Genomic DNA, 24,986 nt, shown 5'->3' on the forward strand with positions numbered 1-24,986 from the left:
CTCCTGTTTACCGTGCTTCCTGCACTGGGGCAGTCGGCTGTTCAAAATGATAGCGGCCCGTTTTCAGGCTGCTTGGCCCAAGGCGCGCGAATTTGAACATCAGGTACATTTCTGCCACCAAGAACAGCGTGTACAAACCACAAATCAGCGCCATGGAGAACAGAATGTCGCCGGCGGTGACGGATGAGTTTGCAATTGCTGTCGGTAGCACTTCACCGATGGCCCATGGTTGACGGCCATATTCAGCCACAAACCAACCTGCTTCTACTGCAATCCACGGTAATGGAATACCATACAATGCGGCACGCAGTAGCCATTTTTTCTCGCCAATCCGACCACGAACCACGTTATAGAACGACAAGCCGATGATCAGTAACATCAGGAAGCCACATGCCACCATGATGCGGAAAGCGAAGTAAAGCGGCAGAACACGAGGGATAGAGTCCTTGGCGGCTAACTGGATTTGCTCTTCAGTCGCGTCTGTTACGTTTTCTGTATAGCGCTTAAGTAGCATGCCATAGCCAAGATCCTGCTTCGTTTTATTGAAAGCTTCACGTATTGCCGGATCAGTATTGCCGTTACGTAATTGTTCAAGCAGATGGTACGCCTGAATACCATTACGGATACGCACTTCGTGTTGTGACATCAAATCACGCAAACCGGTAACCGGAGTATCCAGTGAACGGGTTGCTATGATGCCCAAAGCGAATGGAATCTGAACCGCAAACCGGTTTTCCATGGTTTCCTGATTAGGAATAGCAAACAACGTAAAGGCTGCCGGAGGCGGCTGAGTTTCCCATTCTGCTTCAATTGCTGCCAGTTTGGTTTTCTGCACGTCACCCATTTCGTAACCAGATTCATCACCCAGCACGATAACAGACAGCGTGGCTGCTAAACCAAAACTTGCAGCGATAGCAAAGGAGCGTTTAGCAAATGGAATATCGCGGCCTTTCAGCAGATAGTAAGAGCTGATACCCAGAACAAACATCGCACCGGTAACATACCCTGCTGCCACAGTGTGAACGAATTTCACCTGCGCGACCGGGTTCAGAACCAGTTCTGAGAAGCTCAACATTTCCATACGCATGGTTTCGAAGTTGAAGTCAGATGCAATCGGGTTTTGCATCCAGCCGTTCGCAACCAAGATCCACAGCGCAGAGAAGTTAGAGCCTAATGCAACCAGCCAGGTTACGGCCAAATGCTGGTGTTTACTCAGACGATCCCAACCGAAGAAGAATAGACCGACGAAAGTAGATTCTAAGAAGAACGCCATTAAACCTTCGATAGCCAGAGGGGCACCGAAGATATCACCGACGTAATGAGAGAAATATGACCAGTTAGTCCCGAATTGGAACTCCATAGTCAAACCAGTAGCAACCCCCAGAGCAAAGTTAATAGCAAATAACTTACCCCAGAATTTGGTCATATCTTTATAGATTTGTTTACCAGACAGCACATAAACCGATTCCATAATTGCCAACATAAACGCCATACCTAGCGTTAGTGGGACAAATAAGAAATGGTACATTGCCGTTAAGGCAAACTGTAACCGTGACAGTTCGACAATATCAAACATCTTGACTCCTTGCTCCTCGCAGGAAGACTCCGACTTGCGGCAATCCGGCCTTCATAAAATTGAAAACCCCATAACTACTCGCAGTGAATGCCCAAAAAAACACAACAAAAAATAACAATATCAACTACCCAGTATTACACCGCGGTAATAGTACGCTTCTAATCCCACACAATAAATAGGATTTTACGTGACCCAGCTTAGAGTTCTGGATACAGGTCAACAAATAGGCCATTTGCCTACCTTGCCGTAGTTTGATCCAGAACAATTTAAGCTCATATGAACATTATTGCCATATTCAAAACTTGATTTAGAACAATTAATTCTTTTTTGTGTTAATTAAAAGTTTGATTGTTTTTATATAATCTAGAACTGTTAATAAGATGTAATTTTATGGTTTATCTAATGCTTTATTACGTCGTTATTATGCGATCCAAGTTAACTTTTAAATTTATTAATTTCAGAGTGAGTTAAATCACAATTCCAACTTTTATATGAATATATTAGCCCATCTTGAGGGAAGCGTTCGCTAGTGTTGCCATTTTGTTGCATGATAAAGTGCTATTACTTGATAAAATATTGAATCCGCACAATGAAAAAAATAGCATTCACTACATTACTCTGTGTCAGCACCGCCACTCTCGCCGCGCAACAAGTCGACGTCACCATCTTGGGCACCTCTGATTTACATGGCACTTTTGTACCGTGGGACTATGCCAGCGACAGTGAAAATTTGGCCGGTAGCTTGAGCCAAATTGCCACTAAAGTGCAGAATATTCGCGCCGAACAACCCAATATTATTCTGGTCGATGCTGGCGATACCCTTCAGGGCAACTTTGTCGAAACCTTTAAAAATGAGCCTATTAGCCCAATGATCCTCGGTTTCAATGCCATGAAATATGATGCTTGGGTGATGGGTAATCATGAGTTTGATTTTGGCTTGAAAGCGCTTTCCACGTCGCTAAAGCAATTTGAGGGCGCGGCATTGGCGGGCAATATTTTCTGGGATTCGGGTAAACCCTATCTACCCTCTTACAAAATCATTGAACGCCAAGGAGTTAAGATTGGCATTATTGGTATGGATACCCCAATGACAGCCGAGTTTGCGCTGGGTACCGACCGCATTAATGGTATTCATTTCACTGACCCAGTGCTGGAAGTGAAAAAAGTGATTCAGCAAATCCAGCCGCAAGTCGATGCCATTGTGCTGGTTGCGCATATGGGGATCGACAATGAAAATCAGCGGCCAGGAACCGGGGTTGGCGACATAGCCAAAGCTAACCCAGAGCTCGCTGCTATCGTTGCCGGTCATATGCATGTGAAGATTGATAAAGCTGTAGTTAATGGTGTCATTATTACTGAGCCAGATAAATATGGTCGTGCCCTGTCCCGAATTGATTTGAAATTTGAACAGCGAGACGGGAAGTATCATCTAATTGACAAAGACAGCTACACCTACCCCATCAAAGGGGTCGAATCTGATAAAACACTGGAAGCCATTTATCAGCCTTATCATGACATTTTGCGCGCCAATGCTAACCGAGTCATTGCAACCTTAAGTGGCGTTAATCTAGTGCCGCCAGATGAGATTAAAGGCATTCCTCAGGTGCATGTGCAGGACACGGGTATCAGCGCACTGTATCAAGAAGCCGCACATCGTTACGCACCACAAGCTCAAGTCATCGCCTTACAGATTGATAATGACCATCCTAAACTGGATGTCGGTAATATCACGGCTAAAGATATTGCATTTAACTATCAGTATGCTGGGGGCGAAATTACCGTTTATTCTCTGACTGGCAAAGAGCTAAAGCAGTATATGGAATGGTCAGCAGACTACTTTAATCAGGTCAAACCGGGTGATGTCACTTACAGTTTTAACCCGCAACGCCGAGCCTCTAAATATTCAACCAATGACTTCTTTGATGGTGTTACCTATACCATTGATTTGCGTCAACCTGTCGGTTCGCGAATCACTGATTTGCGCCTTACTGATGGCACCCCAGTCATTGATATCACACCAATTCATCTAGGAATGAACAGTTATCGAATGGGGCATTTGACACAAAAAGGTGGCGTACTCGAAGGACAAACCTTCCCTATCTTATCGGACAGTAAAGCGCAGTATGGTGAAGAAGAAGGTACCATCCGTAATCTGACAATTCGCTATCTGACAAATGTGAAGGCGGGTAAATTTGAGGGGAAACCTCAACAGCGATGGCATTTGGAGGGGATAGAGGGCTATGACAAAGAGCGGAAAATTGTAAAACGACTCATTAATCAGGGGGCAATTACCGTGCCGTCAACTGCCGATGGCCGCTATACCAATATTGCCTCAATTAACGTTAAAGATAAGTTGTTTAAAGATAAAGCCAGTTACAGTGCGGCATTAACGGCACTGCAACAGCAAGCCGCCAGCGCCACAACTGAGCAAGCTAAACAACAGGCGCAAACGGATATTGTATTAATTACTGCGTTGAATAAGTTCTAATCTTAAGTATTAAAAAGGCCACCGAAGGGTGGCCTTGATGTCCAGCTAGCCATTAGCCAGCAATGACGGTTATCGCTCGGTATTATTTATTACGTTGGTAGACAGCTTTCACAGCATTGCCGATTTCAGCAAGGCTACGTACGGTTTTGACGCCAGCCGCTTCCAGAGCAGCAAATTTATCATCCGCTGTCCCTTTCCCGCCTGCAATGATGGCACCAGCATGGCCCATACGTTTACCTTTTGGTGCAGTCACACCCGCGATATAACCCACAACAGGTTTGGTCACGTGCTCTTTAATATAAGCCGCCGCTTCTTCCTCTGCGTTACCACCGATTTCACCGATCATCACAATGACTTCAGTTTGTGGATCTTCTTGGAACAACTTCAGAATATCAATAAAGTTAGAACCAGGAATTGGATCACCACCAATGCCGACGCAGCTTGATTGGCCGAAACCAATATCCGTCGTCTGTTTTACCGCTTCATAAGTCAGTGTACCGGAACGAGAAACGATACCGACTTTACCTGGCAAGTGAATGTGGCCGGGCATGATACCAATCTTACACTCCCCTGGGGTGATGACACCTGGGCAGTTCGGGCCAATCATCCGCACATCAGACTGTTCCAGTTTGACTTTTACCACCAGCATATCCAGCGTTGGGATGCCTTCAGTAATACAGATGATCAGTTTGATACCAGCATCGATCGCTTCCAGAATGGAGTCTTTACAGAATGGCGCTGGCACGTAGATAACAGAGGCTGTCGCCCCAGTTGCTTCTACAGCTTCGCGTACTGTATTAAACACCGGCAGGCCCAAATGCTCAGTGCCGCCTTTGCCTGGTGTGACGCCGCCAACCATTTTTGTGCCATAGGCGATAGCTTGTTCTGAGTGGAAAGTCCCTTGGCTACCGGTAAAACCCTGACAAATAACTTTGGTGTTTTTATCAATTAAAATAGACATTATTTAGCCCCCACTGCCGCTACAACTTGCTGAGCCGCATCTGTCAGGCTGGTCGCAGCAATGATATTCAACCCACTGTCCGCCAGTTTTTTGGCACCCAGCTCGGCATTGTTCCCTTCCAAACGAACCACCACCGGCACGTTGACACCCACTTCTTCAACTGCACCAATGATGCCGTCAGCAATCAGGTCACAACGCACAATTCCACCAAAGATGTTAACGAAGACGGCTTTCACTTTGTCATCAGACAAAATGATTTTAAAGGCTTCAGTCACACGCTCTTTAGTTGCACCACCGCCGACGTCCAGGAAGTTCGCAGGTTCCCCACCGTGCAGTTTCACGATGTCCATGGTACCCATAGCCAGACCCGCGCCGTTAACCATGCAGCCAATATTGCCATCCAATGCCACATAGTTCAGTTCCCACTGTGCAGCATGTGCTTCACGAGCATCTTCCTGACTTGGGTCACGCATCTCACGTAGTTCAGGCTGGCGGAACAAAGCGTTACCATCGGCGCCCAGTTTGCCATCCAAACACACCAAATCACCCTGTTTGGTGATAACCAGTGGGTTTATCTCAACCATCGCCAGATCACGTTCCAAGAACATCGTTGCCAAGCCCATAAAGATCTTGGTGAACTGAGCAACTTGTTTACCCGTCAGCCCTAATTTGAAGGCCAATTCACGACCTTGATAAGGTTGCGGGCCAGTCAACGGATCCAATGCGATTTTATGGATCAGTTCTGGTGTTTCTTCGGCTACTTTCTCAATTTCAACACCGCCTTCTGTGGATGCCATAAACACCACACGACGGGAGCTACGGTCGATAACCGCACCCAAATACAGCTCTTTATCAATGTCGGTTGCCGCTTCAACCAAAATCTGATGAACCGGCTGACCATTAGCATCTGTCTGGTAGGTGACCAGTTTTTTACCCAGCCACTGTTCAGCGAAAGCACGAATATCTTCTTTGCTGTTAACCAGTTTCACGCCGCCCGCTTTACCGCGACCGCCAGCGTGTACCTGACATTTAACCACCCACGGGCCAGCACCGATTTTAGATGCGGCTTCTTCTGCTTCACGCGGTGTGGTACAGGCGTAACCCGTTGGAGCGGGCATGCCATACCGAGCAAACAGTTGTTTTGCCTGATATTCGTGTAAATTCATGATGTTCTATCCATATAAGGTCTGAGATGGGCCGAAGCCTTCTAGGTAGCCTGATTGCGCGGAGGCAGGTTATCAACACCTTGCAATCAGACTGACCTTGTCATTTATCTTTTTTATACATCAAGTAGTAAGCGAGCTGGATCTTCCAGCATCTCTTTCACTGTCACCAGATAACCAACAGACTCACGGCCGTCGATCAAACGGTGATCGTAGGACAGTGCCAAATACATCATTGGCAAAATCACTACCTGACCATCTACCGCCATTGGCCTTTCTTTAATGGCATGCATGCCAAGGATCGCGCTTTGTGGTGGGTTAATGATCGGAGTCGACATCAATGAGCCAAATACGCCGCCGTTAGTAATAGTGAAATTACCGCCAGTCAGTTCTTCAACTTTCAGTTTGCCGTCACGGCCTTTTACAGCCAGTTCTTTGATTTTTTTCTCAATATCAGCCATACCCATGGTGTCTACATCACGCAGAACTGGGGTCACCAAGCCGCGCGGAGTAGAAACCGCAATACTGACATCGAAATAATTGTGATAAACCACATCTTCGCCATCAAGAGAAGCATTCACTTCTGGGTAGCGTTTCAGTGCTTCAACAACAGCTTTGATATAAAAGGACATAAAGCCCAGACGAACACCATGGCGCTTCTCGAAAGCTTCACCATACTGCTTGCGTAGGTCCATGATTGGCTTCATGTTGATTTCATTAAACGTCGTCAACATCGCGGTGCTGTTTTTCGCTTCCAGCAGGCGCTCGGCAACACGTTTACGCAGGCGTGTCATCGGAACACGTTTTTCACTGCGACCTGCGATAGGAGCTACAGGGGCTGCAGCTTCAACTTTGGCTTCTGCCGTTGCTGGTGCCGATTTGCGGCTTGCCAAATGACTCTCGATATCCTCACGAGTCAGACGACCACCCACACCGCTGCCTTTAATAGCCGCAGCGTCAAGAGAGTGTTCTGCAATCAAACGACGGATCGCCGGGCTGAGGTTATCGTTAGATTCTTCTTCCAAGCTAGCAGTCTGACGCTGGGCTGGTGTGGATTCTGTGCTCTGGCTTTTTTCTTCCGTTGGCAGACCGGAGCTGTCACTTGGACGAATACGCCCCAGTACCTGACGTGAAACAACTGTTGCACCTTCGTCTTCCAAAATGGCATCCAGAATACCGTCTTGGCTAGCCGGAACTTCCAAAATCACTTTGTCCGTTTCAATCTCAACCAGCACTTCATCACGTTTGACGCTATCGCCCGGTTTTTTGTGCCATGTTGCTACGGAGCCATCGGCGACAGACTCAGGGAGGTCAGGAACATTAATATCTACGCTACTCATTCTCTATCCTTTATGTGTTAACCGGCTCGCTATTCGACAGTCAGCGCGTCATTAACCAGAGCTTGTTGTTGTTTCTGGTGTACGGAAATGTACCCAACAGCCGGTGAAGCAGAAGCTGGGCGGCCTGCGTAACGCAAAGAGGCACCAAATGGAATCACTTCACGGAAGTTATGTTGGCTGCAATACCAAGCACCCTGATTAAGCGGTTCTTCCTGACACCAAACGAAATCATGGACATGAGCAAATTGTTCCAACACCGCTTGTACCGCTTGATGTGGGAACGGATAAAGCTGCTCGATACGCACGATAGCGACATCTGTTTGCCCATTTTTGCGACGCTGTTCCAGCAGATCATAATAGACTTTGCCTGAGCACATCACGACACGTTTGACACCTTTCGGATCCAGCTCGTCAATTTCACCGATAGCTGGCAAGAAGCTGCCATTCGCCAGTTCATCCAGAGAGGAGACTGCCAGCGGGTGACGCAACAATGACTTAGGCGACATGACCACCAATGGACGACGCATACCACGTAATGCCTGACGGCGAATCATGTGGTAAACCTGCGCTGGTGTTGACGGAATACACACCTGCATATTTTGTTCAGCACAAAGTTGCAGATAACGCTCCAACCGCGCAGAGGAGTGCTCAGGGCCTTGCCCTTCGTAACCATGCGGCAGCAACATCACCAGACCACACATCCGGCCCCATTTTTGTTCGCCGGAGCTGATGAACTGGTCGATAACAACTTGAGCACCGTTGGCAAAGTCACCAAACTGCGCTTCCCAGATTGTCAGGGTACGAGGTTCTGCTGTGGCGTAGCCATATTCAAAGGCCAAAACAGCTTCTTCCGACAACACAGAGTCCCATACTTGGAAGTTACCCTGCCCACTGTGAACATTGGCCAATGGTACGTAGACAGAACCATTTTTCTGGTTATGAATCACAGCATGACGATGGAAGAAAGTACCGCGCCCAGCATCTTCGCCGGATAAACGAATCGGAATACCTTCATCTACCAGTGTCGCGTAGGCCAGTGTTTCTGCAGCACCCCAATCAAATGGTTTCTCACCTGCAGCCATCAAAGCACGGTCACCATAGATCTTGGCAACACGCGATTGCATCTCAATGGCTTCCGGCGCATGGCTGATACGACGAGCCAGATCTTGCAGGCGCTTCATTTCAACTTTACTTGGATACGCTTCGTCCCATTCATGGTTCAGATAAGGCGACCATGTGAAGGATTGCAGATTCATCGGACGCCACTCTTCGACCACGCAGTCACCGTGATCCAGTGCATCACGATACAGGTTGACCATTTCCGTGGCATCTTCCAGGCTGGCGATATTTTGTTCGGTCAGCTTGTCAGCATAAATCTTGCGCGGCGTCGGGTGTTTTTTGATTTTCTGATACATCACTGGCTGCGTTGCACTTGGCTCATCGGCTTCGTTATGCCCATGGCGACGGTAGCAAACCAGATCAATCATCACGTCACGTTTAAAGGTGTTACGGAAATCCAACGCCAGACGGGTAACAAACGCCACAGCTTCAGGATCATCAGCATTCACGTGGAAAATAGGTGCCTGTACCATTTTGGCGATATCGGTACAGTATTGAGTAGAACGTGCGTCGAGTGGGTTCGAGGTAGTGAAACCAATCTGGTTATTGATAACAATTCGCACTGTCCCGCCCACTTCATAGCCACGGGCCTGAGACATGTTCAAGGTTTCTTGCACCACTCCCTGACCCGCAATAGCCGCATCACCATGAATAGTGATTGGCAATACCATGTTGCTACGAGCTTCATCCAAACGGTCGCGGCGCGCGCGCACGGAACCGATAACAACCGGGCTGACAATTTCCAGATGCGATGGGTTAAAGGCCAGTGCCAGATGGACTAAACCACCTTCGGTTTCAACATCAGATGAGAAACCTTGGTGATATTTAACGTCGCCAGTCCCCAGATGCTCTTTATGCTTACCAGAGAATTCATCAAATAAATCTTCTGGCTTCTTACCCAGCACGTTGATCAATACGTTTAGACGACCGCGGTGAGCCATCCCCAGAACGACTTCACGTGTGCCGTTCTTACCCGCATGACGAATCATTTCTTTCAGCATGGTGACCAGCGAATCGCCACCCTCCAGCGAGAAACGCTTGGCACCCGGGAATTTAGCCCCTAGATAACGTTCCAAACCTTCAGCGGCAGTCAGTTCGCTCAGGAAGCGGCGCTTCTCTTCATCGCTGAATGTCGGTTTCCCGACCACCGACTCAATACGCTGCTGAATCCAGCGTTTCTCTTCGGTGTTGGTAATGTGCATATACTCAGCGCCAATAGAGCCGCAGTAAGTCTGCTTTAGCGCCGCGTACAGGTCAGACAACTTCATGGTTTCTTTGCCAATAGCAAAAGAACCGACATTGAAGGTGTTCTGGAAATCGGCTTCGGTCAGATGATGATAGGAAGGTTCAAGGTCTGGAACAGACTCCTGCTTCCACAAACCGAGCGGGTCAAGGTTGGCATGTTGATGGCCGCGGAAGCGGAAGGCGTTGATTAACTGCAACACCTTAACTTGCTTGGCATCGTTTTCAGGATCGCTGATGGATGAGTTGTAACGAGAGGTATCCTTCGCCAAGCGACGGAAATACTCACGTGTTTGAGAGTGGAACTGATCAGGTTTTACACCCGTTGTAGGTAGTTGTTGAAAAATTGAACGCCAACTATCATCAACGGAACCAGGATCGGTTAAAAAGTCTTCATAGAGCTGCTCTATGTAGGACTGGTTCGCGCCCGCCAGATAGGAGGAATCCAGCCAGGCCTTCATTGCGCCGTTCTGCATCATGATCCCTTAAGCTTTGAAGCTTCAGTTTTCGCCGTGGTTAACATATACACCGTAATATCAACGGTTTGCCGTAAAAACGGTTCACTCGATGTGCTCAATGCACATTCTGTTATGGACCTTAACGGTCCCGTTCAAGGAACCTCTAAAAACAGACAACTCGCCAGTTTTTAGAGATTCCCTACCTTGAAGCAACCCGGGGAATACATTCCCCGGGTTAATAAACTCACATCATGCACTACGTTGCAACAACATAGACTTAATGTGGCCGATTGCTTTGGTCGGGTTAAGGCCTTTAGGACAAACACTGACACAATTCATGATGCTATGGCAGCGGAAAACACTAAAAGCGTCGTCCAGATCATCCAAACGTGCTGTTGTTTCGGTATCACGGCTGTCTATCAGGAAGCGATAGGCGGCTAATAACCCTGCCGGGCCAACAAATTTGTCCGGATTCCACCAGAATGACGGACAAGATGTTGAGCAACAAGCGCACAGGATACATTCATACAAGCCATCCAGTTTTTCACGTTGCTCCGGCGACTGTAAATGCTCACGTGCTGGCGGATTTTTGCCGTCATTTAATAGGTAAGGTTTAATTTTCTCATACTGAGTATAAAACTGACCCATATCGACGACTAAGTCCCGCACCACCGGCAGACCCGGTAATGGGCGAATTACAATCTTCTTATTACCTTTTTGCAAAGCTGAGATAGGCGTAATGCAAGCCAATCCATTTTTGCCATTCATGTTCAGACCGTCAGAACCACACACACCTTCACGGCATGAACGGCGGAACGACAAGGTCGGATCTTTTTCTTTTAACTGGATAAGCGCATCCAGCAACATCATATCCCGGCCTTCTTCCGCTTCCAGGGTGTAATCCTGCATGTGCGGCGCGTTATCAACGTCCGGGTTATAGCGATAAATTGAGAACTCAAGCTTCATGACCTATTCCTCCGCAACGGGTTTAACCCTGCAAACACAACACATACATTAATAAGAACGCACTTTCGGCGGGAATGCCGCGCGTAGCTTAGGTTGCATGTTTACCTCACGGCGGGTCATGCTTTCAGTATCTGGCAAATACAGCGAGTGACACAGCCAGTTCGCGTCATCACGTTCCGGGAAATCGAAGCGGCTATGCGCGCCACGACTTTCGGTACGGAAGTTTGCAGACACAGCGGTGGAAAACGCAGTTTCCATCAGGTTGTCCAATTCCAGACATTCAATACGTTGGGTATTGAACTCACTGGAAGTGTCATCCAGACGGGCTGTTTGCAGACGTTCACGGATAGTTTTCAGTTCTTCCAACCCTTTTGCCATCGCATCACCTTCACGGAATACCGAGAAGTTATTCTGCATGCAGGATTGTAATGCTTTGCGGATCTCAACCGGATCTTCACCTGAGCGGGTGCTATTCCAGCGGTTCATTCTCTCCAGCGAGGCGTCAATATCTGAATCACTGGCATCGCGGCTGGCACCCTGTTCCATTAAGGACTCTTGCAGATGCATACCGGCCGCACGACCAAAGACCACCAAGTCGAGTAACGAGTTGCCGCCCAAACGGTTTGCACCATGGACAGAAACGCAAGCAATTTCACCTACCGCAAACAAACCTGGGATAACAACATCTTCACCCTTTTCATTTACTGTAATTGCCTGACCGGTCACTTTCGTCGGGATCCCACCCATCATGTAATGGCAGGTTGGAATGACCGGGATAGGTTCTTTGATCGGGTCGACATGGGCAAAAGTGCGTGATAATTCAAGAATACCCGGCAAGCGGGACTCCAGCACTTCTTTACCCAAATGATCCAGTTTCAGTTTGGCATGTGGGCCCCAAGGACCTTCACAGCCGCGACCTTCACGGATTTCAATCATAATGGAACGAGCCACAACGTCACGACCCGCCAAATCTTTGGCGTTCGGGGCATAACGTTCCATGAAGCGCTCGCCGTGTTTATTCAGCAGATAACCGCCTTCACCACGACAACCTTCGGTTACCAACACCCCTGCCCCAGCGATACCTGTCGGGTGGAACTGCCACATCTCCATGTCCTGCACCGGTACTCCGGCACGCAGGGCCATGCCCACACCGTCACCGGTATTAATGTGCGCGTTGGTCGTTGACTGATAAATACGCCCGGCACCGCCGGTGGCCAGCACCGTCGCCCGCGCTTTGAAATAAACCACTTCACCGGTTTCGATACAGATAGCGGTGCAGCCAACAAAAGCGCCGTCCTGGTTCTTCACCAGATCCAGTGCATACCACTCGGAGAAAATCGTCGTGTGATTTTTCAGGTTTTGCTGATAAAGGGTATGTAATAGTGCATGCCCAGTACGGTCAGCCGCAGCCGCAGTGCGCGCAGCTTGCTCGCCGCCAAAGTTAAGCGACTGCCCGCCGAATGGCCGCTGATAAATGCTACCATCTTCTAATCGGGAGAAAGGCAAGCCCATGTGCTCCAGCTCAAGAACAGCTTCAGGGCCGGTTTTGCACATATATTCGATGGCATCTTGGTCACCGATATAATCGGAGCCTTTTACCGTGTCATACATATGCCATTCCCAGTTGTCTTCATGGGTGTTACCCAATGCGACAGTAATCCCCCCCTGCGCCGAGACAGTATGGGAACGGGTTGGGAAAACTTTCGATATCAGGGCACAAGACAGCCCCATTTGTGAAATTTGCAGGGCCGCGCGCATACCTGCGCCACCCGCACCGATAACAACAGCATCAAACTCTCTGACCGGCAGTTTCATTTAAGCACCCCACACCACAATAGTTCCATACAATAGATAAACCAGCAGCGTAACCACGACGGCCAGTTGTAACACCAGTCGTACCGCTAGCGGCTTGATATAGTCCGTTAATACCTGCCACAGACCAATCCAGGCGTGAGCCAAAATCGACAGTAATGTCAGCAGGGTAAATACTTTTGTGATGTGCGAGGCGAAAAAGCCACGCCAGATTTCGTAGGTGATATCTGGGACGATGACGACAAAGCCCAGAATATAAAGAACATACAGAGTGATGACGATTGCAGAAGCACGTAGTAACAGCCAGTCGTGTACTCCATTACGCCCTAACGCAGAAGCATTGCTTACCATACAAGGACTCCAGCTAAAACTGACAGCACCAAAGTTAACACCATTGCGACTTGGGCGGAGCGGGTCCCCGCAGCCAAGCTCTCTTCGATATAGCCGAAATCCATTAGCAAGTGACGAATGCCACCGCAAACGTGATAGGCCAGCGCAGTGAGTATTCCCCAGAAGATGAATTTAACAAAAAAGCTATTCATGATCGCCGCAGCTTGCATGAATCCCTCTTGCGAGGAAACAGACAAACCTAACAGCCAGAGGAGGATACCAACGGCAACGAAAGTTATTACGCCAGAGACTCGGTGTAAAATGGACGCTATCGCAGTAACAGGAAATCGAATCGTTTGCAGATCCAAATTGACAGGTCTTTGTTTTTTCACGGTTTTGCCCACACAGCTTTTATTATTTTCCATCCTCCGGATCTGGGTGGGGGTCAGACAGCGTTAGGGGCCAAAACCCTTCACATCGCACATCTAAACATAACATCCTGAATGCTTAGTTGGCGTGTTCTTTATAACGCTGGGTGCTCCTACTTCAGGGTAATCCGGAGACCTGGCGGCAGTATAGGTGGTTCACATTCTTATTACAATTCCCACACAAACTGATTGGTAACATTTCCCCTGAACAGTGATTAGGATCACGATTTACACAATTTATATAAAATTAATTATCTGATTTGACAAAGAATAAACATTTCCATTACAACTAGGGTAGAAATAAGCCCTATGATGCACTAAAGGTCTGCGGATACACTTCCCCATAAGCCTAAGTTATGCAACAGTGTATTTAGTAAATATCCCCACAGATATCGTAGGCAATGAACCATAAACGATAAGTATCCGACAAATCGTTAACAACTTTACAACATCGCCTGTCGATCCAGAGTTTGGATCACGGGCCGCATTGGCAAAACACTCTGTACCCTAAATCACATTTTTCATTGTGAATAAAACAGAGCAGTGCTGATGAGGTGATGGCCTGCAGCCATCTAAGATATTTCAGTTGTTAGGGGTTTTAAAATAAGCGCTAAGGAGACTGTAAATGGCTGACAAGAAAGCGACGCTGAATTTAGAAGGCGAAGCTGCGATCGAACTGGGCGTGCTATCCCCAACCCTCGGCACTGACGTCATTGACGTCCGCACCTTAGGTTCTAAAGGTTATTTTACCTTTGACCCCGGTTTTACTTCTACCGCATCCTGCGAATCAAAAATCACTTATATCGATGGTGATGAAGGTATTTTGCTGCACCGTGGCTTCCCGATCGCCCAGTTAGCTAACAATTCTACCTATTTGGAAGTTTGCTACATTCTGCTGTATGGCGAAGCTCCAACAACTGAAGAGTACGAAACCTTTAAAGCGACGGTCACTCGCCACACTATGATCCACGAGCAGATCACCAGTTTGTTCCGTGGTTTCCGCCGTGACTCACACCCAATGGCCGTATTATGTGGGGTGACAGGTGCGCTGGCTGCCTTCTATCATGATGCGCTGGATGTGAATAACGAGCGTCATCGTGAAATTACCGCCTTCCGTCTGCTGTCGAAAATGCCGACCGTTGCCGCGATGTGTTACAAATATTCCATTGGTCAGCCGTTCGTTTACCCACGTAACGACCTGTCTTATGCGGGTAACTTCCTGCGCATGATGTTCTCAACACCTTGCGAAGAGTATGAAGTTAACCCAGTGCTAGAGCGCGCAATGGATCGTATTTTCATCCTGCACGCCGACCACGAACAGAACGCTTCAACCTCAACTGTGCGTACCGCCGGTTCTTCTGGCGCAAACCCGTTTGCGTGCATTGCCGCTGGGATCGCCTCTCTGTGGGGACCTGCTCATGGCGGCGCGAACGAAGCTTGTTTGAAAATGCTGGAAGAAATTAAAACGGTTGAGCACATTCCTGAATTTATCCGTCGTGCAAAAGACAAAAATGATTCATTCCGCTTGATGGGCTTCGGTCACCGTGTGTATAAAAACCACGATCCACGCGCGACAGTCATGCGCGAAACCTGCCATGAAGTGCTGAAAGAGTTGAAACTGGAAGACGACCTGCTGAAAGTGGCGATGGAGTTGGAGCATATTGCGCTGAACGACCCGTACTTCATCGAGCGTAAATTGTATCCAAACGTCGATTTCTATTCAGGTATCATCTTGAAAGCATTGGGGATCCCATCATCAATGTTCACTGTTATCTTCGCAATCGCCCGTACCATTGGCTGGATTGCTCACTGGAATGAAATGCACGACGAAGGCATTAAAATTGCCCGTCCGCGCCAACTTTATACCGGTTATGCAGAACGTGAATTTAAGAGTCAGTTGAAAAAATAAGTCATTTTATCTTTCTGAACACATGCAAAATGCCACCTTTCGGTGGCATTTTTTATGGCTGAATCAATGAATGGCACCGCCGGGAATATGCAAATCATGTTCAATTTGCAGTGCAATAGAGATGGCCAGTTCCAAGGCTATCAACACCGATTGTGTTGACATACTAGGCGCACCAGGGTGATCGACCGCCTGTTCCGGTAAATAAGGGATATGGATAAACCCACCCTTAACATCATTATTGGATGAATTTAACCGATGCAATAAACCGTACATCACATGGTTGCAGACATAGGTTCCTGCCGTCTGGGAAATCGAGGCCGGAATGCCTGCATCACGAATTCCCTGCACCATCGCTTTGATAGGCAAACGGGTAAAATAAGCCGCTGGACCGTCTTCAACAATGGGCTGGTCGACAGGTTGATTACCCAGATTATCTGGAATACGGGCATCATCAATATTAATGGCAACCCGCTCGATGGTGATATCTGCACGCCCACCGGCTTGACCAATCGCGAGTACCAATACCGGCTGAATATCATCAATAGCAGCATTCAGCACGGTCAGGGCTTCACCAAAAGCGCAGGGTAGTTGGCGGGCCACCACTCTGACCCCACCCATCATTAAATCATTCAGTTGCTTGACCACTTCCCAAGAGGGATTAACCCGCTCACCGCCAAATGGCTCAAACCCTGTAATTAATACACTTCTCATCATCTCTCCTAGAGGAACATCAGGAAATAAAGCAAAAATACGTTAACAATCAAAAGTGTTACCCCGGTTGGGATTTGCGCTTTGATCACGGCATTTTTATCCGGTAGCTCCAATAATGCAGCAGGGACAATGTTAAAGTTGGCGGCCATCGGTGTCATCAAGGTGCCACAATAACCAGAGAACATCCCGATTGCGGCCATGACCGCCGGGTTACCCCCGTGCTGCAACACCAGAATTGGAATACCGATCCCCGCAGTCACAATGGGGAAAGCTGCAAACGCATTTCCCATGATCATGGTCAGTAACGCCATGCCAATAGCATAGACTGCCACGGCGATAAAGCGATGATCTACCGCCAGATATTCCTGTGTTAGATGCGCGATCGCGGTGCCCACGCCAGCAGTCGTAAACAGTAAACCCAATGTTGCTAAAATTTGCGGCAAGATAAATGCCCAACCGATAGAATCCAGCAAGCGCCGAGCTTCCTGCACCGGTTGTGCCGCAGTTTCGCGGGTCAGGGCAACCGCAATCAGCAAACCGAGCACACAACCGACGGTCATTGAAAATAAGGTCACTAAAGTTGCGTGGTTACCCGTACCAAACAGCCATTGATCTAACGCCGGGACATAGCTAAACAGCAGCACGCCGATAACGGTCACAACCGGAATAGTCAGCGCTGGAAGAAATAATTTGTTGCCCAAACGCTTGGCACTCACTTCGCGCTCTTGTGCAGTACGCTGATGATAGCTGCCCAGCTTTACCCCACCGAAACCGGCTATCAGTGCCATGATCACGACTACCACGCCGACCGTAATATTCAATACGCGTTTTTCATCCGGCCCTTCACCGGCTAGCGTATTCGCCAAGCGGTAGGTCCAGTCCCCTACCAGAAAAATGAGCCCGTATAACCCCCAAAATAAACCGGTCGTCAGACGGCGTGGGTTAGCTTTATCCCGAAATGACATGACCGCGACAATTAGGAGTACGACGCCCGCCAACCAGTATAAATATTGCTGTTGGAAAATCATTTGGCGTCTCCTTTGGTAGCCAAAGCAGACTGATTCAGTGCAGTTAATTCAGCAGCAAGGTGTTTATCTAAGCGCTGTAGGCGATAGGCATGGATCAGGAAGGCACAAATCGCCGTCGGGATCCCCCACAGCGCAATATGCAGTGGTTCGGTTTGAATACCGCCGGACTCCAACATAAAGTTGTGCATGAAGATAATGGCCCCGAAGGCGACAAAAATGTCTTCACCGAAGAACAGGCCGACGTTATCTGTGGCAGCAGACATCGCACGTAGTCGATAGCGCACTTTCTCTGGTAACTCGCCATAACGAGTGGTGGCTGCACCTTCCGCCATTGGGGCCAACAGTGGCCGCACCATCTGTGCATGACCACCGAGGCTAGTTAAACCCAGCGCTGCCGTGGCTTCACGCACAAACAAATACACAATGAGTAAACGGCCAGAAGTCGCGCTTTTAATTTGCGATATCCATGCTTGCGCCCGCTCTTTCAAACCGTGTCGCTCAAGTAAACCGATAACGGCCAAAGGCAGTAACAGAATCAAAGGCAAGTTACGCGTATTGAGGAATCCCTCACCGAGCTTTTCTAAAATAGTTGCTATCGGCATCAGTGCAGCCAGACCGGTAATAATCCCGGCACTGATTACGACTAAAACTGCGTTAATACGCAGTAAAAATCCGATGACAATCGCCGCAATACCAATCAGCGGCCATAAGTTGACTGTTTGTTCCAAGGTGACTCTCCTGTCATAAAGCATACTTTTAAGGGTTCCGCTCGGGCCAAGCGGTTATGGTTTTTACTGCCCAAAAAGCATGGTATTACTGTGCGGTGACGGTGATATTTTCTTGCTGAAAACGCTCACGTAAACGACGCGCAAAGCTCAAGGCATGAGCACCATCGCCATGCACACACACAGAATCTGCCTGCACCGACACCCAACGGCCATCGCGGGCCTGCACTTGATGGCGCTGCACCATGGCTAGGGTTTGTGACAAAGCCAGTTCGTCACTTTCAATTAAAGCATCGGGCTGGCTGCGCGGGACTAAAGTACCGTCAGATTGATACCGTCGGTCTGCAAAAACCTCCTGACGGGTGACTAAACCCGCACGCTGACCAGCACTGATCAATTCGCTCCCTGCCAATCCAACCAGCCGTAAGGACGAGTCGACAGCTTTGACTGCTTGGGCAATAGCATCGGCTAATTGCGAATCCACCGCGGCTTGGTTGTACAACATACCGTGGGGCTTCACATGTTGCATCACGCCCCCTTCCGCTTTCACAATCGCCGCAAGGGCGCCAAGCTGGTAAACGACTTGGGCGTAGACCGTCTCGGGTGGAAGCTGCATCGCAGTACGACCAAAGTTCTCACGATCCGGGAAACTTGGATGGGCGCCGATAGCTACCCCATATTCCATCGCCCAACGCACAGATTGGCGCATTGTTTGTGCATCACCGGCATGAAATCCACAGGCGATATTGGCGGAACTGACTAATTGCAACAGCGCGTGATCATTGGCGCAGCCTTCACCTAAATCTGCATTTAAATCAATGTTCATTTGGCCTCCTTGTCATCAAATCCTTGTTGTAAACCCCACTCAATCTGTTGCAGAAAATGCTGCTGCTCCGATTTGGCTCTCAGCGCTTCTTCCACGCTACATTGCACAAAGTGCACCGGTTCGCCGAGTCTCAGTTGTGCCAAGTGATAGAGGTCAGCTTCGATAACACAAGCAATTCGGGGGTAGCCGCCTGTTGTCTGCGCATCGGCCATCAGCACAATCGGCTGGCCGTTATGAGGGACTTGCACCACACCGGGTAATAAACCGTGGGATAACATTTCGCGAGACGTCGTACGCATTAACTCGCGGCCCGTCAGGCGATACCCCATCCGGTTACTTTGCGGGCTAAGTTGCCAAGCTTCACGCCAGAAAGCCCCTTGTGCGATATCGTCGAATTCATGATATTCCGGCCCCGGTACTGCTCGCACACGGTTACCAAATAACAGTTGTTTGATACCCACTGACTCACGTGGCAAACGGGTCGGTTTGCCGAGCGGCAGGCTATCGCCCTCTTTAATCAATCGTCCTTGATAGCCACCAAACCCGGCTTTCAAGTCGGTGCTGCGCGATCCCAACATTTCCGGTACATTAATGCCGCCAGAAATCGCCAGATAACTGCGCATCCCGCGGTGCGGCACACCGAGTGTTAATTGTTGCCCTCGTTTGACTGGATAACGCCATCCTGTCCACAACAGTTGGCCTCCAAGTCTGGCATCACAGCCCGCACCGGTCACGGCTATCCAGCCCGGTTGAGTAAATTCGGCAGTAAATTGACCCAAGGTAATTTCCAGCCCAGCAGCACCCACGTCATTGCCGACCAACATGTTTGCCATGCTCAGTGCGGGTAAATCAAGTGCCCCCCCCTGACTTATCCCCAAACGACGAAAACCGCCGCGACCACTGTCTTGAACTGTGGTGTAAATACCAGAACGAATAATTTTCAGCATACGCCCTCCTTCAAAGGCAGAAAGCGCACATTGTCACCCGGTCGCAGCAAGGTAGGCGGCATCTCTAGCGGGTTAAACAGTGCCAGTGATGTACGGCCAATAAGCTGCCAACCACCGGGGGTAGCCAGTGGATAAATGCCTGTTTGGCTCCCCCCAATACCAACCGAACCCGGCGGAACAACCAATCGTGGCTCAGCGCGGCGCGGTGTGGCCAGTTGCTCTGGCATCCCTCCCATGTAAGAGAAGCCCGGCTGGAAACCGAGAAAGTAGACGATATAGCTCGCCTCGGCATGGCATTCAACGACCTGACGCTCTGTCATACCGGTATAGCGCGCGACCTCAGCCAGATCAGGGCCAGCCTCCCCACCATAAATCACCGGGATAGTGATATCGCGCGACTCAGGGATTAATGACTCGCTCTCTTCCCACCAGCGCTGTAGCCGTTCAATCGCATCCAGCGCGGTATTTTGTGGATCTGTCAGCAATAAGGTTAGATTATTCATGCCGGGGATCGCTTCAAGGACATCAGAATGATGAATCAGACGATCAGCTAAACCCCAAATCCGTTGCTGACTTGCTAATGTCACCGGCGGTTCCAGTTCCAGAACCACCGCACTTTCTCCCAGTAAATAACATCGTGCTCGTTGCACTCACATCCCCTTCATCAACTTATCTTTTTCGTTTTTAGATAAATAGCAGCCATAAGTACATATTTATGCGTTAGCACCTAAGCGCTGTCAATAGAAGCGAATTAACCAATAATTAAGAGCAATCACTAGATTCAGATAAAAGAGCGATATTAATCACTAGCAACATGTATTTTGGTGGTTTTTTAATGAGGATTGCGGGGATGATGCGAATTTTTTCTTATTTAGAATCAGTGTGAAGCGAGGAAATATTCTTAAAAATTGCAGCTTTATCATCCAACTACAGCAAGATGACTGTTTTGAATAGCCACACCACTGATAAACCCTTGTTTTATTGTGGTTAAATGTTATTGCTGTTAAAAACCTGCCCATCAAATAATACTTGAGCACCGATGTTCACCATCGGTGCTGGCAAAGAACCCAACCCGACTCAGGCTGGGTTAGGAATATCAATAAAGATAACGTCAAATTGATGCTGGCTCGCGAGCCATTCTCCCAGCGCTTTGATACCATAGCGCTCAGTCGCATGATGCCCTGCCGCATAAAAATTCACACCCATCTCACGAGCAATATGAATTGTCTGCTCAGAAACTTCACCAGTAATGAATGCATCAACACCAAATTCAGCAGCTTGCTGAATAAATCCTTGCCCACCGCCACTGCACCAGGCGATGCGACGAATACTCACAGGCGCATGGTCACCGCAATGCAGTACCGAGCGGCCCAGCAATGCTTCCAGTTTTTCACGCAAAATGACGGCGTTTATCGGGGTATCAAACTCACCATAAGGTAAGAGAGATTCAATTTCTCCTAACACCCGAATGTCGAGTAATTTAGCCAACTGCGCGTTATTGCCTAATTCGGGGTGAGCATCAAGTGGCAAATGGTAGCCATACAGATTAATGTCATTAGTCAGCAATGTTTTCAGTCGGTTACGCTTCATTCCTCGAACCACTACCGGTTCGTTTTTCCAAAAATAACCGTGATGCACCACAATAGCATCAGCCTGTTGCTCGACAGCCGCATCAAGCAATGCCTGACTGGCGGTCACACCCGTGACAATACGGCGAACCTCTTCGCGCCCCTCTACCTGTAAACCATTGGGTGCGTAATCCTGAAAAGCCGCGATGTCCAGCTTAGTATTAATGAGGGTTTCCAGTTCCGTGTTACGCATTTCTATTTGTCTCGTCAGTTATCAATACAGATGAAAAGGATAAATTCAAAAATATCAGTCTACGTGATACAAGCTCAGAATTTCTGGCTATCGCCCTGTTCCATAATAATAAAATTAATGCCCATATCATTGCCTTGTGCTAACTCGGCAGCAATGGTTTTACGCACATTTTTCCCCTGTTGGAATGAGGGCTTGATATGGCTAATCACCACTGACAAACCTTTTAATGGCTCTCCTTCGCCGCTATAAGTAGCCAATTTTTTTAGCTCTTTGAGCAAAAATTGCGGTGTCATATGCCCGTATAACTTACTGTCTGGCGCTTCATTGGGATAGGAGACCTCAATGATCATCCCTTTCAATTGCTGCTGTTTAACCTTTTCCGCCAGTTTACGCCACACCGTATCCAGATTTTTCGACTTTTCTATCTCATCCGGGCCAGTGTCACCAAAATAGGCAAAAGTGGCGTTATTACTGCTGATAAGCAACATCGAAGAGGGTGACTTATCGTGGCTTAAGGGGTACATCTCACCGGTTAAGCGGGTCAACCCCAAACTCAGCGGCTGGGCTGGCCGCACCAATTGCAGCCGATAAGTGCCTAAACGGGTGCCACTGCCGCTATCAGTAAAATTGGGCCAGACACGCCAGTTAAAATAGTAATTTCGCAGCACATCAATAGTATCTACCGAGGCATAAATGGTTTTTTTACTGTCTTCTGGCGAACCAATAATCAGGCCGGAAACATGGTCAAGATGAGCATGGCTGATGAAATAGCTGTTAATACGTTGGCGAAAAATATATCCCTGCCGGGTCAATGGGGCTGCAACTTCATCCGTGATATCAGGAAAATTGCCTTTCTCCAGTGCCTTGGCGATTCCCGGTAATACTGAGCCGGCATCTAATGCCAAGTACACTGGCTGGCTATCATCACGAATGAGATAAGAAGTCAGATTGCCGTCACTGACACCGCCCTCCACGCCAAGAGCGATAACTTCAAAACCGGCAAAGGCCAGTGAGCTGTACAGGCTAAAAGAGAAAACCAACCCGATATTAATCAACCTGTTGCGGCGCTGGCTAATGGGTGATTCCGATTGAGTCAAAAAAGTAGTCAAAAACATGAAGGCTCCTTGTGGTTAGGGATCCTTGCGGTCATCCCGCTTTGCGGCGTCAAATGCCGCGAGTGTCGCCAATCTGGCTGCTTTATGGTCCACCAGCGGTGTCGGGTAATCCAACTGTTGCTGTTGCCGCTGCGCCCAACGCCATGGCTGATGGATATCACTGTCTGGTACCGCCGCCAATTCAGGCAGCCAGCGACGAATAAAAACGCCGTCAGTATCAAAACGCTCTCCCTGCGTGGTGGGATTAAAAATACGAAAATAGGGCGCGGCATCTGTACCGGTTGAAGCCGCCCATTGCCAGCCACCATTATTCGCGGCCAAATCACCGTCCAATAATTGCGACATAAAATAGCGCTCGCCTTGTCGCCAGTCGATCAATAAGTCTTTGACCAGAAAACTGGCGCTAATCATTCGTAAACGGTTATGCATCCAGCCAGTTTCATTTAACTGTCGCATTGCTGCATCAACAATAGGATAACCGGTTCGCCCCTGTTGCCAGGCAATTAATTGCTGTTCAGAGTGATTCCATACTACGGCATCAGTCCAATCAATAAAGGGACGGTGCTGGCATAACCGCGGATAAGCAACCAGTAAATGACGATAAAACTCACGCCAGATCAGTTCACTAAGCCAGATAAAAGCACCGCTGTCGGCATTCTCTAATACCTCTGGGCATTCTGCTCTCAGACGGTTAACACATTGGCGGGGCGAAAGTATTCCCAATGCCAAATAAGGTGACAGACTACTGGTTCCCGCGACCGAGGGGAGATCACGTTGCTGTTGATAATCCTGCACCTGCTCACGGCAGAAAGTCCGCAAGCGCTGAAGGGCAGCCTCTTCACCGGCTGGAAATAGTAAGCTGTCGACAGATTGCTGCGGATAATCAAAGGGACTTAGAGATTGTGGTGCAGTAACCATCGAGGCTACGCGTTTTTTTGGCGCGGGCACACTGCGACAATCACTCATCATCAGGCGTTGAATAAACGCCCGACGAAACGGGGTAAATACTTTGTACATTTCATTATTGCCCGTCAGAACGCTCCCAGGCGGCAATAGCACACTGTCATGGAACGAATGGCAAAGAGCATCCCGACGATGAAGCCGAGCTGTTAGTGCTTCATCGCGTCGCCGTTCATTCAATTCATACTGTTGATTATAAAACAGGGCATCAACCTGATGTTGCTGACAAAAATCATCCAGCCAGGCAATGGAATCTTGAAAATCATCGCACTGATGATAGTGGAGCGGTATCGCCCGTGCGGCGAGTGCTGTGTGTAACTGTTGCAAATTTTGTAGCAGAAACGCGGCTTGCCGTGGCGACATATCATGCGCCGCCCATTGTGCTGGCGTAGCAATAAACAGTGCAATCACCGTCGCGTGTGGATCCTGGCAAGCCGCATGCAGCGCCAAATTATCCGTTAGGCGCAAATCAGTGCGAAACCAGACCAAATGCGTTGCCATGTTTTATCCCTGCGCTGAATAAAAAGTAAAATAGTGCTGCCCGGCCAGATAATCATTAGGGAACTCCACCATATAAGCCGTTATTTGGCCAATAGGTGCGCTTAACGGCACCTCCCCTAACCGATATTTTTCAATCAATTGCGCCAAAGCTTGGCGCTGGTCAGAAGTGAGATAAGGCCGGAAATAACCTTGCACATGCATCAATACATTGGTGTGGTTAGCAGCGGTGGGCTGATGAGATAACAGCTGAATCAGACGTTGACGATACTCAGTGGCAAACTCGGCTAATGAAGGCCATTTATCCAGCTCTGCCACAAAAGGCCCAATCTCGCGATATTCAGGCTGTGAATGTGCCAAGAGCACGAGTTTATAGCGGCTATGAAACTCCATCAACTTGCCACGGGTGATACCGCTGGCAATTAATTGATCAAGTTCGTGTAAAGCATAAAGATGTTCAGTACTGTTAACTTGCTTATTTGTTATCGACATGCGCCAGCCCCAAATGTAAAAACCATGAGATTAATCATAACAATCTTATCGCTGCGGGGCGTAATAGATAC

21 protein-coding genes are annotated in these 24,986 nt (G+C 48.6%); 2 read left to right on the forward strand and 19 right to left on the reverse strand.

What is annotated here, in order from left to right; all coding sequences use genetic code 11:
* Nucleotides 1-7 precede the first annotated feature (7 nt).
* Complete coding sequence (cydA, locus tag ACIOG0_RS15365; protein WP_050098870.1) at nucleotides 8-1,576, reverse strand: cytochrome ubiquinol oxidase subunit I; 1,569 nt, start codon at nucleotides 1,574-1,576, stop codon at nucleotides 8-10.
* A gap of 589 nt (nucleotides 1,577-2,165) precedes the next feature.
* On the opposite strand from cydA, the gene ACIOG0_RS15370 reads away from it, so the two are divergent.
* Nucleotides 2,166-4,064 carry a bifunctional UDP-sugar hydrolase/5'-nucleotidase gene (locus ACIOG0_RS15370; protein ID WP_050098871.1) on the forward strand — a complete coding sequence of 633 codons (1,899 nt, stop codon included), beginning with the start codon at nucleotides 2,166-2,168 and terminating at the stop codon, nucleotides 4,062-4,064.
* Between the two features lie 82 nt (nucleotides 4,065-4,146).
* Here ACIOG0_RS15370 and sucD read toward each other — a convergent pair whose 3' ends face one another.
* The 8 genes from sucD to sdhC all read right to left on the reverse strand — a co-directional run bounded on the left by sucD (nucleotide 4,147) and on the right by sdhC (nucleotide 13,859).
* A complete protein-coding gene (gene sucD / locus ACIOG0_RS15375; RefSeq protein WP_050098872.1) occupies nucleotides 4,147-5,025 on the reverse strand; it encodes a succinate--CoA ligase subunit alpha in 879 nt (292 codons plus the stop codon).
* Entirely contained in the window at nucleotides 5,025-6,191 is a 1,167-nt protein-coding gene (gene sucC, locus ACIOG0_RS15380; RefSeq protein WP_050098873.1) for an ADP-forming succinate--CoA ligase subunit beta, read from the reverse strand. The genes sucD and sucC overlap by 1 nt, the downstream gene beginning before the upstream one ends.
* 113 nt (nucleotides 6,192-6,304) lie before the next feature.
* A complete protein-coding gene (gene odhB, locus ACIOG0_RS15385) occupies nucleotides 6,305-7,528 on the reverse strand; it encodes a 2-oxoglutarate dehydrogenase complex dihydrolipoyllysine-residue succinyltransferase (protein ID WP_050098874.1) in 1,224 nt (407 codons plus the stop codon).
* A 29-nt stretch (nucleotides 7,529-7,557) separates the two neighbouring features.
* Nucleotides 7,558-10,365, reverse strand: a complete 2,808-nt coding sequence (sucA, locus tag ACIOG0_RS15390) for a 2-oxoglutarate dehydrogenase E1 component (RefSeq protein WP_128451517.1) — start codon at nucleotides 10,363-10,365, stop codon at nucleotides 7,558-7,560.
* Nucleotides 10,366-10,596: 231 nt separating this feature from the next.
* Nucleotides 10,597-11,313 carry a succinate dehydrogenase iron-sulfur subunit gene (locus ACIOG0_RS15395; RefSeq protein ID WP_050098878.1) on the reverse strand — a complete coding sequence of 239 codons (717 nt, stop codon included), beginning with the start codon at nucleotides 11,311-11,313 and terminating at the stop codon, nucleotides 10,597-10,599.
* Between the two features lie 48 nt (nucleotides 11,314-11,361).
* Complete coding sequence (sdhA, locus tag ACIOG0_RS15400; RefSeq protein WP_050098879.1) at nucleotides 11,362-13,128, reverse strand: succinate dehydrogenase flavoprotein subunit; 1,767 nt, start codon at nucleotides 13,126-13,128, stop codon at nucleotides 11,362-11,364.
* Complete coding sequence (sdhD, locus tag ACIOG0_RS15405) at nucleotides 13,129-13,476, reverse strand: succinate dehydrogenase membrane anchor subunit (protein WP_128451516.1); 348 nt, start codon at nucleotides 13,474-13,476, stop codon at nucleotides 13,129-13,131. It lies immediately after the preceding gene.
* The gene (gene sdhC, locus ACIOG0_RS15410; protein WP_042548212.1) at nucleotides 13,470-13,859 is read right to left on the reverse strand and encodes a succinate dehydrogenase cytochrome b556 subunit; all 390 of its coding nucleotides are present in this window, start codon (nucleotides 13,857-13,859) and stop codon (nucleotides 13,470-13,472) included. Before sdhC ends, sdhD begins: the two co-directional genes overlap by 7 nt.
* Before the next feature lie 649 nt (nucleotides 13,860-14,508).
* Between sdhC and ACIOG0_RS15415 the strand changes: the two genes are divergently transcribed.
* Nucleotides 14,509-15,792 (forward strand): citrate synthase, encoded by a 1,284-nt coding sequence (locus ACIOG0_RS15415; protein ID WP_050098881.1) that lies wholly within the window; start codon nucleotides 14,509-14,511, stop codon nucleotides 15,790-15,792.
* 63 nt (nucleotides 15,793-15,855) lie between these two features.
* On the opposite strand, the gene pcp is transcribed toward ACIOG0_RS15415, so the two are convergent.
* The 10 genes from pcp to ACIOG0_RS15465 all read right to left on the reverse strand — a co-directional run bounded on the left by pcp (nucleotide 15,856) and on the right by ACIOG0_RS15465 (nucleotide 24,915).
* Complete coding sequence (pcp, locus tag ACIOG0_RS15420) at nucleotides 15,856-16,503, reverse strand: pyroglutamyl-peptidase I (RefSeq protein WP_050098882.1); 648 nt, start codon at nucleotides 16,501-16,503, stop codon at nucleotides 15,856-15,858.
* A gap of 8 nt (nucleotides 16,504-16,511) precedes the next feature.
* Nucleotides 16,512-17,531, reverse strand: coding sequence for a DUF979 domain-containing protein (locus ACIOG0_RS15425; RefSeq protein ID WP_128451515.1), 1,020 nt, complete (start codon nucleotides 17,529-17,531; stop codon nucleotides 16,512-16,514).
* A complete protein-coding gene (locus tag ACIOG0_RS15430; RefSeq protein WP_050098884.1) occupies nucleotides 17,528-18,259 on the reverse strand; it encodes a DUF969 domain-containing protein in 732 nt (243 codons plus the stop codon). The genes ACIOG0_RS15425 and ACIOG0_RS15430 overlap by 4 nt, the downstream gene beginning before the upstream one ends.
* A gap of 85 nt (nucleotides 18,260-18,344) precedes the next feature.
* Nucleotides 18,345-19,082 (reverse strand): 5-oxoprolinase subunit PxpA, encoded by a 738-nt coding sequence (gene pxpA / locus ACIOG0_RS15435; RefSeq protein ID WP_050098885.1) that lies wholly within the window; start codon nucleotides 19,080-19,082, stop codon nucleotides 18,345-18,347.
* Nucleotides 19,079-20,029 carry a 5-oxoprolinase subunit PxpC gene (gene pxpC, locus ACIOG0_RS15440; protein WP_050139807.1) on the reverse strand — a complete coding sequence of 317 codons (951 nt, stop codon included), beginning with the start codon at nucleotides 20,027-20,029 and terminating at the stop codon, nucleotides 19,079-19,081. The genes pxpA and pxpC overlap by 4 nt, the downstream gene beginning before the upstream one ends.
* Nucleotides 20,023-20,679 (reverse strand): 5-oxoprolinase subunit PxpB, encoded by a 657-nt coding sequence (pxpB, locus tag ACIOG0_RS15445; protein ID WP_050098887.1) that lies wholly within the window; start codon nucleotides 20,677-20,679, stop codon nucleotides 20,023-20,025. The genes pxpC and pxpB overlap by 7 nt, the downstream gene beginning before the upstream one ends.
* A gap of 427 nt (nucleotides 20,680-21,106) precedes the next feature.
* Nucleotides 21,107-21,850: a type 2 GTP cyclohydrolase I gene (locus tag ACIOG0_RS15450; RefSeq protein ID WP_050098888.1), complete on the reverse strand. Its 744-nt coding sequence runs from the start codon at nucleotides 21,848-21,850 to the stop codon at nucleotides 21,107-21,109.
* Nucleotides 21,851-21,924: 74 nt separating this feature from the next.
* Nucleotides 21,925-22,965, reverse strand: a complete 1,041-nt coding sequence (locus tag ACIOG0_RS15455) for an MBL fold metallo-hydrolase (RefSeq protein ID WP_164908376.1) — start codon at nucleotides 22,963-22,965, stop codon at nucleotides 21,925-21,927.
* 15 nt (nucleotides 22,966-22,980) lie between these two features.
* Complete coding sequence (gene phrB, locus ACIOG0_RS15460) at nucleotides 22,981-24,426, reverse strand: deoxyribodipyrimidine photo-lyase (protein ID WP_128451513.1); 1,446 nt, start codon at nucleotides 24,424-24,426, stop codon at nucleotides 22,981-22,983.
* A 3-nt stretch (nucleotides 24,427-24,429) separates the two neighbouring features.
* Nucleotides 24,430-24,915, reverse strand: coding sequence for a YbgA family protein (locus tag ACIOG0_RS15465; RefSeq protein WP_050098891.1), 486 nt, complete (start codon nucleotides 24,913-24,915; stop codon nucleotides 24,430-24,432).
* Nucleotides 24,916-24,986 lie beyond the last annotated feature (71 nt).

The organism is Yersinia vastinensis (assembly GCF_044905075.1).
In the GTDB taxonomy this organism is placed as follows: Bacteria; Pseudomonadota; Gammaproteobacteria; order Enterobacterales; family Enterobacteriaceae; genus Yersinia; species Yersinia vastinensis.

Excerpts from the sequence above, each read along its gene's own strand:
- pcp (WP_050098882.1), bottom strand. The coding sequence starts at position 16,503 with ATGAGAAGTGTATTAATTACAGGGTTTGAGCCATTTGGCGGTGAGCGG.
- sucD (WP_050098872.1), bottom strand. The coding sequence starts at position 5,025 with ATGTCTATTTTAATTGATAAAAACACCAAAGTTATTTGTCAGGGTTTT.
- sucA (WP_128451517.1), bottom strand. The coding sequence starts at position 10,365 with ATGCAGAACGGCGCAATGAAGGCCTGGCTGGATTCCTCCTATCTGGCG.
- pxpC (WP_050139807.1), bottom strand. The coding sequence starts at position 20,029 with ATGCTGAAAATTATTCGTTCTGGTATTTACACCACAGTTCAAGACAGT.
- ACIOG0_RS15450 (WP_050098888.1), bottom strand. The coding sequence starts at position 21,850 with ATGCGTAACACGGAACTGGAAACCCTCATTAATACTAAGCTGGACATC.
- ACIOG0_RS15425 (WP_128451515.1), bottom strand. The coding sequence starts at position 17,531 with ATGATTTTCCAACAGCAATATTTATACTGGTTGGCGGGCGTCGTACTC.
- sdhD (WP_128451516.1), bottom strand. The coding sequence starts at position 13,476 with ATGGTAAGCAATGCTTCTGCGTTAGGGCGTAATGGAGTACACGACTGG.
- ACIOG0_RS15370 (WP_050098871.1), top strand. The coding sequence starts at position 2,166 with ATGAAAAAAATAGCATTCACTACATTACTCTGTGTCAGCACCGCCACT.
- ACIOG0_RS15395 (WP_050098878.1), bottom strand. The coding sequence starts at position 11,313 with ATGAAGCTTGAGTTCTCAATTTATCGCTATAACCCGGACGTTGATAAC.
- sucC (WP_050098873.1), bottom strand. The coding sequence starts at position 6,191 with ATGAATTTACACGAATATCAGGCAAAACAACTGTTTGCTCGGTATGGC.
- pxpA (WP_050098885.1), bottom strand. The coding sequence starts at position 19,082 with ATGAACATTGATTTAAATGCAGATTTAGGTGAAGGCTGCGCCAATGAT.
- odhB (WP_050098874.1), bottom strand. The coding sequence starts at position 7,528 with ATGAGTAGCGTAGATATTAATGTTCCTGACCTCCCTGAGTCTGTCGCC.
- sdhA (WP_050098879.1), bottom strand. The coding sequence starts at position 13,128 with ATGAAACTGCCGGTCAGAGAGTTTGATGCTGTTGTTATCGGTGCGGGT.
- phrB (WP_128451513.1), bottom strand. The coding sequence starts at position 24,426 with ATGGCAACGCATTTGGTCTGGTTTCGCACTGATTTGCGCCTAACGGAT.
- ACIOG0_RS15465 (WP_050098891.1), bottom strand. The coding sequence starts at position 24,915 with ATGTCGATAACAAATAAGCAAGTTAACAGTACTGAACATCTTTATGCT.
- cydA (WP_050098870.1), bottom strand. The coding sequence starts at position 1,576 with ATGTTTGATATTGTCGAACTGTCACGGTTACAGTTTGCCTTAACGGCA.
- ACIOG0_RS15415 (WP_050098881.1), top strand. The coding sequence starts at position 14,509 with ATGGCTGACAAGAAAGCGACGCTGAATTTAGAAGGCGAAGCTGCGATC.
- ACIOG0_RS15455 (WP_164908376.1), bottom strand. The coding sequence starts at position 22,965 with ATGTTTTTGACTACTTTTTTGACTCAATCGGAATCACCCATTAGCCAG.